Source organism: Rhizobium sp. CB3090, assembly GCF_029714285.1.
Taxonomy (GTDB): domain Bacteria; phylum Pseudomonadota; class Alphaproteobacteria; order Rhizobiales; family Rhizobiaceae; genus Rhizobium.
The window spans coordinates 2,875,485-2,889,104 of sequence record NZ_CP121662.1; the positions used below are offsets into that span (position 1 = coordinate 2,875,485).

Sequence of the window (13,620 nt, forward strand, 5' to 3'; positions counted from 1 at the left end):
TTTGGAACGATCTAAATGATCAAGCTTTCCGGTAGATGGCACAGACGCCGATCCCATTCCCACGGGACTGCCCAAACATACGCCGAACATGCTGTTGCCTCGGAGCATGCTGTGCGCCCGGCTGGACGAGCGCGCCGCTTCCTGATCTCAAAAAAGTGCGCCTGCGGTATCGGCGCAGATACCGCAGGCGCGTCATGAGTCCCTTTAAACCCCCAGGGAGACGCAATCTCTTGTCAGCGTTACTCCCGCTCGCCCGTGAAATTCAGGAGAAGCTGGAAGATGTTGACGAAGTTCAGGTAGAGCGACAGCGCGCCGAAGACGGCCAGTTTCTGTGACGATTCCTGGTCATAGTTTTCGGCATACTGTTCCTTGATGTTCTGTGTATCCCAAGCGGTCAGACCGACGAAGACGACAATGCCGATGACCGAGATCGCGAATTGCAGCGCACTTGAACCCAGGAAGATATTCACCACACTGGCGATGATCACACCGAACAGGCCCATCATCAGGAACGAGCCGATATTGGAGAGATCACGTTTGGTCGTGTAGCCGTAAAGGCTGGTCGCGCCGAACATCGTTGCGGCGATGAAGAAGGTCCGCGCGATGCTGGTGCCGGTGAACACCAGGAAGATCGAAGCGAGCGACAGGCCCATGACGGCGCAGAAGGCCCAGAACATCGTCTGCGCGGCGCTCGCCGACATCGATTGAATGCGGAATGAGAAGAACAGCACGAAGGCGAGCGGCGCCAGCATGACGACCCACTTCAGCGGCGTCTGGAAGATCGGCACATAGAGCGCCGGCGTCGTGCCGACGATCAGTGCGACGATACCGGTCACGACAAGGCCGATGCCCATGTAATTATAGACGCGCAGCATATGCTTGCGCAGACCTTCATCGAAGAGCGCCTGCGAGCCGGCGGCGGCTCCATAGCCGTATCGCGGATTTGTCGGGTTCATAGTCGTTCTCCATCTTTCTTTGATACAAAACTAGTAGAGACTGCGGGCGAGCTTTTCGGCCTCGCCATCGAGTTCGGCAGTCTTGCCGTCACCGATCAGCGCGTAAGCAACCTCACCGATCTGCCAGTAGGCAGCCTGGATATCGTCACGCTTGGCATGGCTGACCTTCTGAACGGCAAAATTGCCCGGACGGACGGCAAACAGCGACAATTGACTGCCTTCGCCGGCATCGATCGTCATTTCGACGCTCGGACCGAAATCGGACGGATAGATCTGCGCATCGGTGACGCGCCAGCCTTGCGGCAGTTCCGGCAGGACGATCGCCGTCGATGCGCGGATTTCGTCCGGATTGTAGGCTGCATGCGCCGGCTGTGACTTCATCGTGTCGCGCAAGACCGTCGCCCGGTAGGCCCGCACGGCATCATCGACGAAAGCCGGCGCCGGAACGGATGCATTGACTTCGCTCGCGGTAAAGGCGCCGAAGGACGTATGCGCAACCCAGCCAGCCGCCATCAGCATGGCGACGGCGGCGACCCGCTGGAACGAGCCCAGTACCCGGCCATAAGCCAGCCCGCGCTCCAGCCGCCGCGCAGCTTCACGAGTTTCCGCTTTCGCCGCCAGCCCTTCGCCGGCCAGCGCCATACGCAGCTCGCCGCGGATGCTCATATCGGCCATGACCTTGGCGGCAATCGCGGGATGCTCCGACAGGTAGGATTCCACCTCGACGCGGCGCGCGACGGTCAGCTCACCATCGACATAGGCATCGAGATCTGCGTCGATGACGGGATCAATTGTTTTCATTGCCGCCTCCTTCGATGAGCCGAAGATGCGAAACCACAGGTGATGTATTCTCGAAATCCCTCAGGCTGGCGCGAGCGCGGGCGATGCGCGACATCAGCGTACCGACGGGAATGCCGAGTGCGGATGCCGCCTCCTGATAGGAAAGATCCTCGATCGCCACGAGATGCAGCGCTTCGCGCTGTTCTTCCGGCAGGTTGAAGAAGGCATTGCGTACCTGTTTCAGGCGCACAACATGATCCTGCGAGGCCGGCAGAGCCTGGTCGAATTCGGCGGCGGCCTCTTCATGCCGGCGATTGAGCGAGCGAACCTGGCGCAAGCGGTCGATGTGGGCATTGTGCAGAATCGAGAGAAGCCAGGTGCGCAGGTTCGCGCCACGCCGGAAAGAGGATTTTCGCTCATAAGCCTTGACCAGCGCATCATGCACCAGATCTTCTGCCTCATCCGCATTGCGGACGAGCGAACGGGCATAGCGTCTCAGCGAACCGAGCTGCCCCAAAACATCGAATGTTCGTCCTTTGCGTTCCATACCCCAATATACGGAAGCAGAGCCGATCCTATTCCATCGACCGGCAAATATTTTTGCCGGTCTCGCATTGTCATGGGCGATTTCCGCTCAGATTGCGGCGTTCTGGATCAATTCGCCGACGCATTCGCTTCGACCAAAACCGGATCGGCGCGATAGTCTTTCGGGAAAATGCGCTGCAGGTTCTTGATCTTCGGCAGGTCGTTGATGACGATGTAGGGATAGTTGGGATGTGTCGTCAGGAAATCCTGATGATAATCCTCGGCCGCATAGAATTGCCGTGCCGGCTCGATCTTGGTGACGACAGCCGCATCGAAAACCTTGGCGTGATTGAGCTGGTCGATATAGGCCTTGGCGACGTTGGCCTGTTCGGCATTGGTCGGGAAGATTGCTGAACGATACTGCGTGCCGCTATCCGGCCCCTGATAGTTGAGCTCCGTCGGATCATGGACGACGGAGAAGTAGATTTGCAGCAGATGCCCATAGCTGATCTTGTGCGGGTCGAAGACGATGCGCACGGATTCGGCATGGCCGGTATCGCCGGTGCTCACCATCTCATAGTGAGCCGCGTTCTTGTTGCCGCCGGTATAGCCCGACGTCGCGCTGATGACGCCGTTGACGTGCTGGAACACGCCCTGCACGCCCCAGAAACAACCGCCCGCAAGCACGGTGGTCTCCGTGCCGCCGGAACCCGGCTTCTCATCCACGGCCGGCGCCGGAATGACGCGCGCATCTTCGGCAGAGGCGCTGCTGATGAATTGGAACGCTACGCCGGCAAGTAAGACCGCACCGGCTGCAAAGGCCACCGGACGGGCAACACGCGGCAAGCGCCTGCGGATCGTATCTCTCGATGCACCGTTCATAATGATCTCCTTTCGGCAGAGATTATAAAATCTCTCGTCACCACGGGATACGGGAGCGCAGGGCATTTTGTTACGCACGGGCGCGTGAACACCGAAACGTGATGATGCGTTACTGCCGGATGTGCGGGCCGTGCGCTGATTGGGCTATGCCGGCAAAGCCGCTCAATAGTGCGGCGGCTTGGTGATGGCCGGCGCGTCTAGGCTCTGTTCTTCCAGCGTCAGGAAGCGTTCGGTCAGCCGGTCGAGCTTCTGCCGCGTCTGCTCGATCACTTTCCACTGCTCCGCCACCTGATCGGACAGCTCCTCGATCGTCTTTGCCTGATAGGCCACCAGTTCTTCGAGTGCGGTGATACGGCTTTGTTCGTCTGACATCTCTATTTCCCTTCGGCAGCGATCTATAGCATCCCGAAAGCAGACGTATAGTGTCTCAATCAGGCATATGACAGGCACCGGCGCCATTTGACGGTGATGTGACAAAACTGAAAAACAGATGAAAAGACCCGTTACCTAACTGACATCAGGGCATTCTAAACAGGGCGGCAGGAAGCGCCGGTTCTGAAGAAAATTTCCTCTGAAAGCGCTCTCCCTTAAGATTTTCGGAGACGCGCCTTGAAGATCATCCAGATCACCGACACGCATTTGAGCCCCAACAAGCCGCATTTCAACGGCAATTGGGAGCCGCTGACGAGATGGATCGAGGCAACTGGCGCCGATCTAATCGTCCATACCGGCGATCTCAGCGTCGACGGCGCCGACAAGGACGAAGACCTCCTCTTTTCCATGGAGATGATGCGGCAGGTTTCCATGCCGATGCTCATCATCCCCGGCAATCACGATGTCGGCCACCTGCCCGGTTCCTATCAGCCCGTCAATCCCGAGCGGCTGGCGCGCTGGCGCCGTCTCGTCGGCCCCGATTATTGGGCGAAGGATGTCGCCAATTGGCGGCTGATCGGCCTCAACAGCCTGCTGATGGGCTTCGAGGATGCCGAGGAACAGAAGCAGTTCGACTGGCTGCAGGACATGCTCGAAGGCCGTGGCGACCGCCGCATCGCCCTCTTCGCCCATAAGCCGCTCTTCGTCGATGCACCGGATGAGGGCGATACCGGCTACTGGAGTGTGCGCCCGGCGCAGCGCCGCCGGCTCTATGATCTGATCTCGGCCCATGATGTTGCCCTCTTCGGCAGCGGCCACCTGCACTGGACCTGGGAAGGCCGGTTCAACGACACGAAGCTGGTATGGGCACCGCCCGGCGCCTTCATCCTCGACAAGATGGAACGCGAAATGCCAGGCGAACGGCTGATCGGCGCCGCAATTCACGAGCTTGGCGAGACCGTATCGACCGAGCTCGTCGCCGTACCCGGCATGACGGCTTACTTCCTCGATGACGTCGTTATGGAAGTCTATCCGCAGGCAGCACCCAAGACACAGAAGGAGCCGACCGAATGAGTGCGCTTTCGCTTCGCCGCATCGCCAAATCCTTCGGCGGCAACGCCATCCTCAAAGGCGTCGACCTCGACGTAGAGCCCGGCGAATTCATTGCCCTCGTCGGGCCGTCCGGCTGCGGCAAGAGCACGCTGCTGCGCATCCTCGCGGGCCTTGATCATGCCGACAGCGGCGAAATTATCCTCGGCGGTAGCGACGTTTCCGGCGTCGCCGCGGCGGATCGCAATATCGCCATGGTCTTTCAGTCCTATGCGCTCTATCCGCATCTGACAGCCTCGGAAAACATCGCCGTGCCGCTCGCCATGCGCCGGCTGTCGCGCGTCCAGCGCCTGCCCTTCATCGGCTCGCTGATCCCCGGCCAGCGGGCCGCCCGCACCGGCATCATCCGTGATGTCCGCGAAATGGCCGTCTCGCTGAAGATCGATCACCTGCTCGACCGCAAGCCTGGCCAGATGTCCGGCGGCCAGCGTCAGCGCGTGGCGCTTGCCCGCGCCATGGTGCGCCGCCCCGCCGTCTTTCTCATGGACGAGCCGCTTTCCAATCTCGACGCCAACCTGCGCGTCCATGCCCGCGGCGAGATCGTCGATCTGCATCGCCGCGCCGGCGTGCCCACGGTCTACGTCACGCACGATCAGGCCGAGGCGCTGTCGATGGCCGATCGCGTCGCCGTCATGATCGGCGGACAATTGCTGCAGCTCGCCTCTCCCCGGACGATCTATGACGATCCGGCTCATGTCGAAGTCGCCCGCTTCGTCGGCCAGCCGCGCATCAACCTTTTGCCGGCTCTGGCTGAAAACGGCATCGTCGCCTTCGGCGGCATCCGGCTTGCGCTCGAAGACGGCAGCATTGCTGGCAACAACGTGACGCTCGGCATCCGCCCGGAATTCGTACGGCTCACCCAGGGCCGCCAGGATGCGCTCGCAGCCCATATCGAGCGCATGGAGTTCCTTGGCTCCGAAGTCATCCTTTATGCCAAGCTCGACGCCATCGGCGAAACCATGGTCGTCAAGCTCGCACCGGCCGAAGTCGCCGGTCTTTCCGCCGGCATGCCCGTTGCGCTGACCCTGACGGCTGAACAGGCCCTGGTCTTCGCCGAAGACGGTCGCCGCCTGCGCGCGAGGCCCACGACCGTCGACGCCGCCCGGGAGAAGGCGCATGGCTAGCATCGCCGCCACCTCCCTGCCCATGCAGTCGGCAGCGGCACGCGAACGCAGCGAGGCCCGCACGGCATTGCTGTTCGCCCTGCCCGCCATCATCCTGATCGTGCTCTTCATCCTGATGCCGATTATCGCCGTCGTCTTCCTCGGTTTCACGGATTTCCAGCTCGGCGACAAGAGCCTGCGTTTCGTTGCTTTTGAGAACTATGCGCACCTGCTGCACGATCGCGCCTTCGTGAAGTCCCTCTGGAACACGACGGTCTATACGGCGATCGTCGCACCGATCTCGATCGTACTCGGCCTCGGCGTCGCCTTGCTGATCGAGAGCGAAGGCATCGGCCGCAGCTTCTTCCGCACGGCCTACTTCCTGCCCGTCGCCTCGCTGATCGTTGCGATGGCAACCGTCTGGCAATATCTTTTTCACCCGACCATCGGGCCGATCAATGCGCTTCTGGCCGAGATCGGCGTGCGCGGCCCGAATTGGCTCGGCTCGTCGGCGACTGCGCTCTACAGCCTGTCGATCATCGGCGTCTGGCAATCGGTCGGCTTCAACATGGTGCTGTTCCTCGCCGGCCTTACCGCCATCCCGCGCGAACTCTATGCAGCGGCCGAAGTCGACGGCGCAAAAGCGGCGTGGGACCGTTTCTGGCTCGTAACTTGGCCGATGCTCGGACCGACGACGCTGTTCGTCACGACGATCAGCATCATCAATGCCGTCAAGGTTTTCGATACCGTCAAGATGCTGACCGAAGGCGGCCCGAACCATGCCTCGGAAGTGCTGCTCTTCACCATCTACCAGGAAGGCTTCGTCTATCTCCGCGTCGGCTACGCCTCGGCCATGACGACGGTGTTCCTCGCCATCCTCGTTGTGCTGACCTTCCTGCAATATCGCGTCCAAGACCGGCAGGTGCATTACACATGACCTCGACAGGCTTCACTCCCGGCCGCATCCTGCGCCTCTCGGTGCTGATGGCAGGCTCGCTCGTCTTCCTGGCACCCTACATCTTCATGATCTCGACCGCCGGCAAGGCGCAGGACGATATCTTCACTTCGGCGCTGAACCTCATCCCGACGCATTTCTTCTACGTCGAGAACATCACCCATGCGTTGAGCAAGGTGCCGATGGGCACGCTGCTGCTCAACGGCGTCCTCGTCTGCGGCCTGATCTTCTTTTTCCAGGTGCTGATCGCCATTCCCTGTGCCTATGCCATGGCGAAGCTGAAATTTCCGGCCGCGCGCACTATGATGGTGCTGGTCATGCTCGGACTGCTGATCCCGATCCATGCAACGGCGCTGCCGCTCTATGTCGGCTTCAACAGCCTGTCGCTGCTGAACAGCTATACCGCCCTGGTAGCGCCCTTCTCGATCTCGGTGTTTGCAATCTTCATGTTCCTGCAGTTCTTCCGCGCCATGCCCGACGATCTGATCCGCGCCGCCCGTCTCGACGGCATGTCGGAACTCGGCATCGTCGCCCGCGTCATCGTGCCGAACGCCTGGCCGGCGGTTACGGCCTTCGCGATCTTCTCTGTCGTTGCGCACTGGAACGACCTCTACTGGCCGCTGATCGTCATCAGCAAACAGGACTATGCCACGCCGCCGCTGGGCCTCATGTATTTCCGCGCCGCCGAAGCCGGCGACGACTACGGCGCGCTCATGGCGGCAACCCTGATCATCACCCTTCCCCTCGTCGCGGCATTCCTTCTCGCGCAAAAGCGTTTCGTCGAGGGCATCACCATGACCGGTCTCAAAGGCTGACCGGTTCGAAATTCGAAAACGGAGAACGAGCGATGAAGCATATCACCCAGATTCTCGCCGCTGCGGCCATTTCGGTGGTCGTGACGGTCCCGGCCTATGCCGAAACCACCCTGACGGTTCACTATCCCATGCCTGGCTTCTTCAAGAACGTGATGGACACGATCTCGAAGAAGTTCATGGAAGAAAATCCCGACATCAAGATCCAGTTCGCCGCGCCTTCAGCCACCTATGAGGAAGGCATTCAGACCATCCTGCGCCAGGCTGGAACCAGCGAAATGCCCGATGTCACCTTCATCGGCCTCAACCGCCTGCGCATGATGGACGAGCGCAACGTCGCCGTCGACCTCGGCCCCCTCGTCAAGAAAGAGGGCAACATGGCCGAGCAGGGCTTCTCGGACACGATCCTGAAGCTCGCTCAGGTCAAGGGCAAGCAGGTCGGCCTCGCCTTCGCAACCTCGAACCCGATCATGTACTACAACGCCGACCTGGTGAAGGCTGCCGGCGGCAATCCGGACAATCCGCCGAAGACCTGGGATGAAGTCATTACGCTCGCCGGCAAGATCAAGGCGCTCGGCAACGGCGTCGATGGCATCGACTTCCGCTGGCAGGGCGACGACTGGATGTTCTCCGCTCTCCTCTTCGGCGCCGGCGGCAAGATGCTGAGCGACGACGAGACCAAAGTTGCCTTCAATGGTCCCGAAGGCCAGAAGGCAGTCGATCTGATCGAGCGTTTCGTCAAGGAAGGCGGCATGCCGGTCTTCACCAAGCCTGCCGGCGAGCAGGCCTTCGCTGCCGGCAAGGTTGGCTTCGAATTCCAGACGACCGGTGCGCTCGTCAACACCATCAAGAATGTCGGCGCCAAGTTCGATCTGCGCACCGCCAAGATCCCGCTGATCGACCCGGTCAACGGCCGCCTGCCGACCGGCGGCAACGCCGTCGTCATTCTGACCCACGATCCGGTCAAGGAAGAAGCCGCCTGGAAGTTCGCCAAGTTCGCCGCCGGTCCCTATGGCGCCTCGGTCGTCGTTCCCGGCACCGGCTATGTTCCGAACAACGAACTCGCCGCCAAGTCTCCGGAATATCTCGGCGACTTCTACAAGAAGAACCCGCTGTTCCAGGCAGGCCTCAGCCAGATGCCGGTCATGATCCCCTGGTATGCCTTCCCGGGCGCCAACGGCGTCAAGGTTACCCAGACCATCGTCGACAACTTGTCGCGCATCGTCGACGGCTCCGCTAAGCCGAAGGAAGCGCTTGACGACGCCGCTTCCGACGTCGAAGGCATGCTGCCGCGTAGCTGATATTGATCTTATCGCAAAAGCCGCGCCGCTTCTCCTCGGAGAGGCGGCGTTTTCATTGGCAGCGAATGGTGAGATCGCGCACTGTTCCGCCCGGGCGCAGCCGGTACGGCACAGTCAGATGACGCGGCGGCGCAGCGTTTTCCGCCATGTCGAGCAACAGCGAGGCGGCCGCAGCGCCGATAGTTCCGTCCGGTATCTCCACGGTTGTCAGCGAAACTTCCGCCAATAAGCCGAGCGAAAGCCCGTCGAAACCCGCAACCGATATATCGCGCGGTATCGAAAGACCCTGGCGCCGAAGCGCCCCCATGACACCGAGAGCGAGAAGATCGTTGGAAGCGATGATCGCCGTCGGGTTCAGCCGCGAAACCGCATCCGAAAGATCGAGCTGTTCCAGGCTGCTCACGAAGGAAATTTCTAGGGCATCGAGAGGCTGATGTCCCGCCGCCTCCATCGCCTTGATATAGCCGAGATAACGCAGTTTCGCTCGATCTGATGCCGCAAAATGGCCGGAGATGAACAGGATACGACGATGCCCCTTCTGTAATAGATGATCCGTCAGGTCCTTGCCCGCACCGAAATTGTCGGTCGCGACGGCAGCAGTGAAGCGGGCGGTCGGCAAATTGCCGAGCAGGACGGTCGGCGGCAGGGCGGATGACAGAACCAGGCTGCGTTCGGGATCGCAAAGCGTGAGGATGAGACCGGTCGGCTGCTGCTGGAGGAGTGAGGCAACCGCATCCGCCTCTTGCGCCGGATCATAATTCGATTGCGCGATCAGCACGCTATGGCCGGCATGCAGTGCCCTGTTCTGGATACTGGAAAGCGATGCCGCAAAGACGGGATTGGTGATGCTGGGAATGAGCACGCCGATCGCCGGCCGGCCGTTACCGCTGCGGCTGCCCACGCGATAGCCGATCTCGGCTGCGGCGCGACGCACGCGGCGCACCATTTCGTCGCTGGCCGCGCCGTTGCGATTCAGCACTCGGCTGGCCGTCGCAACCGAGCAGCCGGCACGGAAAGCGACCTGCTGGAGCGTCGACATGATCTCATGCACCTCCGGCTTTCAGGTCCGGCGACAACGAAATAAAATCGAGCCACCGGAGTGGCCGGCTATTTATCCGAGGTCCGTGACAGTTATTTGAAGGATTTTTGTCTCTCTCAGCTCGTTCATTTCCGATGTTCAGCAAAACGCTCCGCGACGAGATCGATGAAGATCCGTGTCTTCATCGGCGCACTCGATTGGAAGGAAGGCTGCGGGTACGTCCTTCTCCCCGTCAGAACGGGGAGAAGGTAGCCGCCCTTCGACAAGCGCAGGCGGCCGGATAAGGGGCTCCTCAGCCCTCACTTGCCCCCGCGCACGCCGTCCAGCAGATGCGGCAGCGACTTGACGCCGTCGTCGCGAAGCTCGACCGGCAGCAGCCCTTCCGGCAAATCCTGGTAGGATACCGGGCGCAGGAAGCGGCGGATGGCGAGCGTGCCGACCGAGGTCGTGCGGCTGTCCGAGGTCGCAGGGAACGGGCCGCCATGCACCATGGCATGGCTGACTTCGACGCCGGTCGGCCAGCCATTGGCGAGAATGCGGCCGACTTTACGCTCCAGCACCGGCAGCAGCTTGGCGGCAACGGCATAGTCATCCGCTTCGATCTGCAGCGTCGCGGTGAGCTGACCTTCGAGTTTCTCCGCGACCGCGATCATCTGCTCGATATCCTTGCACCGCACCAGAAGGCTTGCCGCGCCGAAAACCTCGTGGCTCAAGCGCTCGTCGGCCAGGAAAGGCTCGACATCCGTCTCGAAGAAAATGCCGGGGCTGCGATTGACGCCTTCGGCCGGTGCGCCGTGAGCCACGGTCTTGACTGCCTCGTGCTTTGCCAAAGCGGCAACGCCCTTGTCGAAGGCGGCGTGAATGCCCGGCGTCAGCATCGGTGCGGGCGCGCGGCCGGTAAGGACGTTGCTGGCAGCCTGGACGAAACGGTCGAGGTCGGGGCTCTCGATCGCAAAAAGCAGGCCCGGATTGGTGCAGAACTGGCCGGCGCCAAGTGTCAGGGATTCGATGAAGCCCGTGCCGATCGCTTCGGCGCGAGCCGCAAGCGCTGCCGGGAACAGGAAGACAGGGTTGACGCTGCTCATTTCCGCATAGACCGGGATAGGCTCCGGCCTGGCCGCGGCGATGGCACCGAGCGCCAGACCGCCGGCGCGCGAGCCGGTGAAGCCGACCGCCTTGATATGCGGATTGCGCACCAGCGCGGCACCGGTCTCATTCGCGCCGGTCAGGAGCGAGAAGGTGCCTTCCGGCAGGCCGCAGGCAACGACGGCGGCGCGGATGGCGCGGCCGACCAGTTCACCGGTACCCGGATGGGCAAGATGGCCCTTCACGACGACAGGGCAACCGGCCGCCAGCGCCGAAGCGGTATCACCCCCCGCAACCGAGAAGGCGAGCGGGAAGTTGCTGGCGCCGAAGACAGCGACTGGGCCAAGCGGAATCTGGCGCAGGCGCAGGTCCGGACGCGGCAGCGGCTTGCGCTCAGGCAACGCCGGATCGACACGCAGGTCGAGCCATTCGCCCGAACGAACCACCTGCGCGAACAGCCGAAGCTGACCGACGGTACGGGCGCGCTCGCCTTGCAGGCGCGCGGCAGGCAGGCCGGTTTCTTCGGTCGCGCGCTCGATCAGCGCATCACCGATCTCCATGATATTGGTCGCGATCGTCTCCAGAAACGCGGCGCGAGCCTCCGGGCTGGTGGCGCGATAGATATCGAACGCTTTGCCGGCCAGCTCACAGGCGCGGGCGACGTCCGCCTCGCTGGCGATTGCGAAGGCTGGTTCCAGGTTCGCGCCGGTCGCCGGGTTGATGGCGCGCACGGATTTGTTGTCGCCGGTCGAATCCGCGCCGATCAGCAGATCGCCGCTAATCACAAAAGACTGTGTCATGGGTATTCCTTGATGATGCCAGGGCGCCGGGAGTTGCGCCCCTCAGAAGCAGATAGCAAGACGAAATGACAGATGTAAGATGATAACCGTCATCTAAATATCAAGCCTTGTCCGGGTAGATAAGGCGGCTGTGACCTTATGCACCCCGACGGCTCGAAATCAAGGATGCTGCTGCACGCTCAAGCCACCATCAACGGTCAGGCAGGTGGCATTCATGAAGGGGCATTCGTCGGAAATCATGAAGACCGCGGCAAGCGCGATCTCCTCTGGTGTGGCAATGCGTCCGTCCGGATGCAGCCGCAGCGTCTCCGCCTTGGCAGCTTCGGGGTCGGCAAAGCTGTTCCAATAATCGATGACCTTCTGCGTCGCGACATAGCCCGGCGCCAACGCGTTCACCCTGACGCCCTCGGCCGCATATTCGAGCCCCAGCGATTTCGTCATGCCGAGCAGGGCATGCTTGGCGAGCGGATAGGGAAAAGTATGCGGGATGATGGTGAAGGCATGCGTGGAGGCAATATTGAGGATCGCCCCGCCACCCCCTTCAATAATGCCGGGCAGCACCGCTTTGCAGCAATTCCAAGCGCCTTTGAGATTGATGTCGAAACAGCGCTGCCACTCCTCATCGGTCGTCGCCAGCGGCTCGGAGAAAACATTCACGCCGGCATTGTTGATCAGTGCATTGAGCCGACCAATCTCCCTGCCCGCCTGCGCCACTATGGCTTCGATCCTTGCGACGTCGGTTATGTCAGCCACAGCACAGCCGAGCATGGCCCCTGCCGCCTTCAAAGCCTCCGCCTCACGCGCCAACAAGGCACTATCCATATCGATGAGAAACAAGCCCGCGCCTTCCGCAGCACAAGCCTTGGCAATCGCAAGGCCGATACCCTGCGCTGCGCCGGTGATCAGGATACGCTTGCCCGAAAGACGGTTGCTCATGAGGGTCCCTTTCTTGAACCGGAAAGCGCTAGGCGATCGTTTCCGGGCGCAATTGCAGGCTGACCGCCATCGCCTCGCCCGGCTCCAGCACAGTGAGATCGCCGAGGTCTGGCAGGTTATGGCCGTTTGCCAGATGCGACATAGGCTCGAAACAGAAATAGTCGCGCTGGAAACCCGGATCGAAGCCGGCATCCGAAATGAAAATGAAATAATGCTTGAGCCGCCGATCCGCCGTCAGACGCAACCGCGCATCATGCTCCGGCCAGGCAATCTCTGCGACGCCGTTCCACCCTTCGAAACCGTTATTGACCCAGCGATGCGGCAATCCACGCGCCGTCGCGAAATCCAGGTCGCTGGGAATCTCCGCCGGCTCCCCCGGCAGCCAGCCCTCCAGTTCCGTCCAGAACCGCCGCGCCGGCGCCTTGAGCGTCGCGGCTGGTGTCAGGGGAAAATAGGGATGCCAGCCCAGGCCGAAGGGAAGCGCCTCATATCCAAGGTTCCTGACGTGAAGCTCCATGTCCAAGCGATCGTCATGAACAGCGAAGCGCTGCCGCGCCTCATAGGCGTAGGGCGTGCCATCGCCTTCACGCGAAAAGCTGAATTCCGCCTCGCTATCGCTTTGACTCAGGACAGCCCATTCGGATTGCCAGCCGTCTCCATGCAGATAGTGAGAATCCCAGTCCGTGTTAGGCTCAAAGACATAGTCCTTGCTGCGGAACGTGAAGCGATTGCCCTTCACCCTGTTGCCGAAGGGAACGAGCGGATAGCAAGCGGAGGAGAGCGCATCGGCGTCATCGGACCGTGCCTCGCGCAACAGCGGCAAACGTGTGCCGCCCCTTTCCCACCAGAGGCCAAGCATGATGCCGCCGCGCGTGGAAAGCCGCGCGGTCAGGCTGCTGCTCGTGAGCTCCACCACCGTCATTTCCAGCCCCTTGTCCTCCACGTACATGGGTGAACTCGGCG

General features: G+C 61.5%; 14 protein-coding genes. 5 read left to right on the plus strand and 9 right to left on the minus strand.

Translation table 11 applies throughout. The features are described 5' to 3' along the window. Positions 1-239: 239 nt before the first annotated feature. From QA646_RS13830 to QA646_RS13850, 5 genes are all read right to left on the minus strand, one after another. Positions 240-956, minus strand: a complete 717-nt coding sequence (locus tag QA646_RS13830) for a Bax inhibitor-1/YccA family protein (RefSeq protein WP_283056003.1) — start codon at positions 954-956, stop codon at positions 240-242. A gap of 30 nt (positions 957-986) precedes the next feature. Next, on the minus strand, positions 987-1,757 hold the full coding sequence (locus tag QA646_RS13835; RefSeq protein ID WP_283056004.1) for an anti-sigma factor: 771 nt from the start codon (positions 1,755-1,757) through the stop codon (positions 987-989). Beyond that, positions 1,744-2,283, minus strand: coding sequence for a sigma-70 family RNA polymerase sigma factor (locus QA646_RS13840; RefSeq protein ID WP_283056005.1), 540 nt, complete (start codon positions 2,281-2,283; stop codon positions 1,744-1,746). The genes QA646_RS13835 and QA646_RS13840 overlap by 14 nt, the downstream gene beginning before the upstream one ends. Positions 2,284-2,390: 107 nt before the next feature. After that, positions 2,391-3,143, minus strand: a complete 753-nt coding sequence (gene msrA / locus QA646_RS13845) for a peptide-methionine (S)-S-oxide reductase MsrA (RefSeq protein ID WP_283056006.1) — start codon at positions 3,141-3,143, stop codon at positions 2,391-2,393. Positions 3,144-3,305: 162 nt separating this feature from the next. Further along, on the minus strand, positions 3,306-3,515 hold the full coding sequence (locus QA646_RS13850; RefSeq protein WP_107109365.1) for a SlyX family protein: 210 nt from the start codon (positions 3,513-3,515) through the stop codon (positions 3,306-3,308). A gap of 237 nt (positions 3,516-3,752) precedes the next feature. Between QA646_RS13850 and QA646_RS13855 the strand changes: the two genes are divergently transcribed. From QA646_RS13855 to QA646_RS13875, 5 genes are read left to right on the plus strand one after another with little or no spacing between them, the layout of a single operon-like run. Continuing rightward, on the plus strand, positions 3,753-4,589 hold the full coding sequence (locus tag QA646_RS13855) for a metallophosphoesterase (protein ID WP_283056007.1): 837 nt from the start codon (positions 3,753-3,755) through the stop codon (positions 4,587-4,589). Next, complete coding sequence (locus tag QA646_RS13860) at positions 4,586-5,749, plus strand: ABC transporter ATP-binding protein (RefSeq protein WP_283056008.1); 1,164 nt, start codon at positions 4,586-4,588, stop codon at positions 5,747-5,749. Before QA646_RS13855 ends, QA646_RS13860 begins: the two co-directional genes overlap by 4 nt. Next, entirely contained in the window at positions 5,742-6,665 is a 924-nt protein-coding gene (locus tag QA646_RS13865; RefSeq protein WP_283056009.1) for a sugar ABC transporter permease, read from the plus strand. Before QA646_RS13860 ends, QA646_RS13865 begins: the two co-directional genes overlap by 8 nt. Continuing rightward, the gene (locus QA646_RS13870; protein ID WP_283056010.1) at positions 6,662-7,498 is read left to right on the plus strand and encodes a carbohydrate ABC transporter permease; all 837 of its coding nucleotides are present in this window, start codon (positions 6,662-6,664) and stop codon (positions 7,496-7,498) included. Before QA646_RS13865 ends, QA646_RS13870 begins: the two co-directional genes overlap by 4 nt. 32 nt (positions 7,499-7,530) lie before the next feature. Continuing rightward, entirely contained in the window at positions 7,531-8,796 is a 1,266-nt protein-coding gene (locus tag QA646_RS13875; RefSeq protein ID WP_283056011.1) for an ABC transporter substrate-binding protein, read from the plus strand. A 52-nt stretch (positions 8,797-8,848) separates the two neighbouring features. Here QA646_RS13875 and QA646_RS13880 read toward each other — a convergent pair whose 3' ends face one another. The 4 genes from QA646_RS13880 to QA646_RS13895 all read right to left on the minus strand — a co-directional run bounded on the left by QA646_RS13880 (position 8,849) and on the right by QA646_RS13895 (position 13,606). Further along, positions 8,849-9,835 carry a substrate-binding domain-containing protein gene (locus QA646_RS13880; RefSeq protein WP_283056012.1) on the minus strand — a complete coding sequence of 329 codons (987 nt, stop codon included), beginning with the start codon at positions 9,833-9,835 and terminating at the stop codon, positions 8,849-8,851. A 299-nt stretch (positions 9,836-10,134) separates the two neighbouring features. Then, entirely contained in the window at positions 10,135-11,721 is a 1,587-nt protein-coding gene (locus tag QA646_RS13885; protein WP_283056013.1) for an aldehyde dehydrogenase (NADP(+)), read from the minus strand. A 159-nt stretch (positions 11,722-11,880) separates the two neighbouring features. After that, positions 11,881-12,657, minus strand: coding sequence for an SDR family oxidoreductase (locus QA646_RS13890; protein ID WP_283056014.1), 777 nt, complete (start codon positions 12,655-12,657; stop codon positions 11,881-11,883). Positions 12,658-12,685: 28 nt separating this feature from the next. Further along, positions 12,686-13,606 (minus strand): aldose 1-epimerase, encoded by a 921-nt coding sequence (locus QA646_RS13895; protein WP_349254253.1) that lies wholly within the window; start codon positions 13,604-13,606, stop codon positions 12,686-12,688. Positions 13,607-13,620 lie beyond the last annotated feature (14 nt).

Bases quoted from the DNA above. Each gene is read 5' to 3' on its own strand.
- QA646_RS13830 (WP_283056003.1), bottom strand. From the start codon at position 956: ATGAACCCGACAAATCCGCGATACGGCTATGGAGCCGCCGCCGGCTCG.
- QA646_RS13835 (WP_283056004.1), bottom strand. From the start codon at position 1,757: ATGAAAACAATTGATCCCGTCATCGACGCAGATCTCGATGCCTATGTC.
- QA646_RS13840 (WP_283056005.1), bottom strand. From the start codon at position 2,283: ATGGAACGCAAAGGACGAACATTCGATGTTTTGGGGCAGCTCGGTTCG.
- msrA (WP_283056006.1), bottom strand. From the start codon at position 3,143: ATGAACGGTGCATCGAGAGATACGATCCGCAGGCGCTTGCCGCGTGTT.
- QA646_RS13850 (WP_107109365.1), bottom strand. From the start codon at position 3,515: ATGTCAGACGAACAAAGCCGTATCACCGCACTCGAAGAACTGGTGGCC.
- QA646_RS13860 (WP_283056008.1), top strand. From the start codon at position 4,586: ATGAGTGCGCTTTCGCTTCGCCGCATCGCCAAATCCTTCGGCGGCAAC.
- QA646_RS13865 (WP_283056009.1), top strand. From the start codon at position 5,742: ATGGCTAGCATCGCCGCCACCTCCCTGCCCATGCAGTCGGCAGCGGCA.
- QA646_RS13870 (WP_283056010.1), top strand. From the start codon at position 6,662: ATGACCTCGACAGGCTTCACTCCCGGCCGCATCCTGCGCCTCTCGGTG.
- QA646_RS13875 (WP_283056011.1), top strand. From the start codon at position 7,531: ATGAAGCATATCACCCAGATTCTCGCCGCTGCGGCCATTTCGGTGGTC.
- QA646_RS13880 (WP_283056012.1), bottom strand. From the start codon at position 9,835: ATGTCGACGCTCCAGCAGGTCGCTTTCCGTGCCGGCTGCTCGGTTGCG.
- QA646_RS13885 (WP_283056013.1), bottom strand. From the start codon at position 11,721: ATGACACAGTCTTTTGTGATTAGCGGCGATCTGCTGATCGGCGCGGAT.
- QA646_RS13890 (WP_283056014.1), bottom strand. From the start codon at position 12,657: ATGAGCAACCGTCTTTCGGGCAAGCGTATCCTGATCACCGGCGCAGCG.
- QA646_RS13895 (WP_349254253.1), bottom strand. From the start codon at position 13,606: ATGTACGTGGAGGACAAGGGGCTGGAAATGACGGTGGTGGAGCTCACG.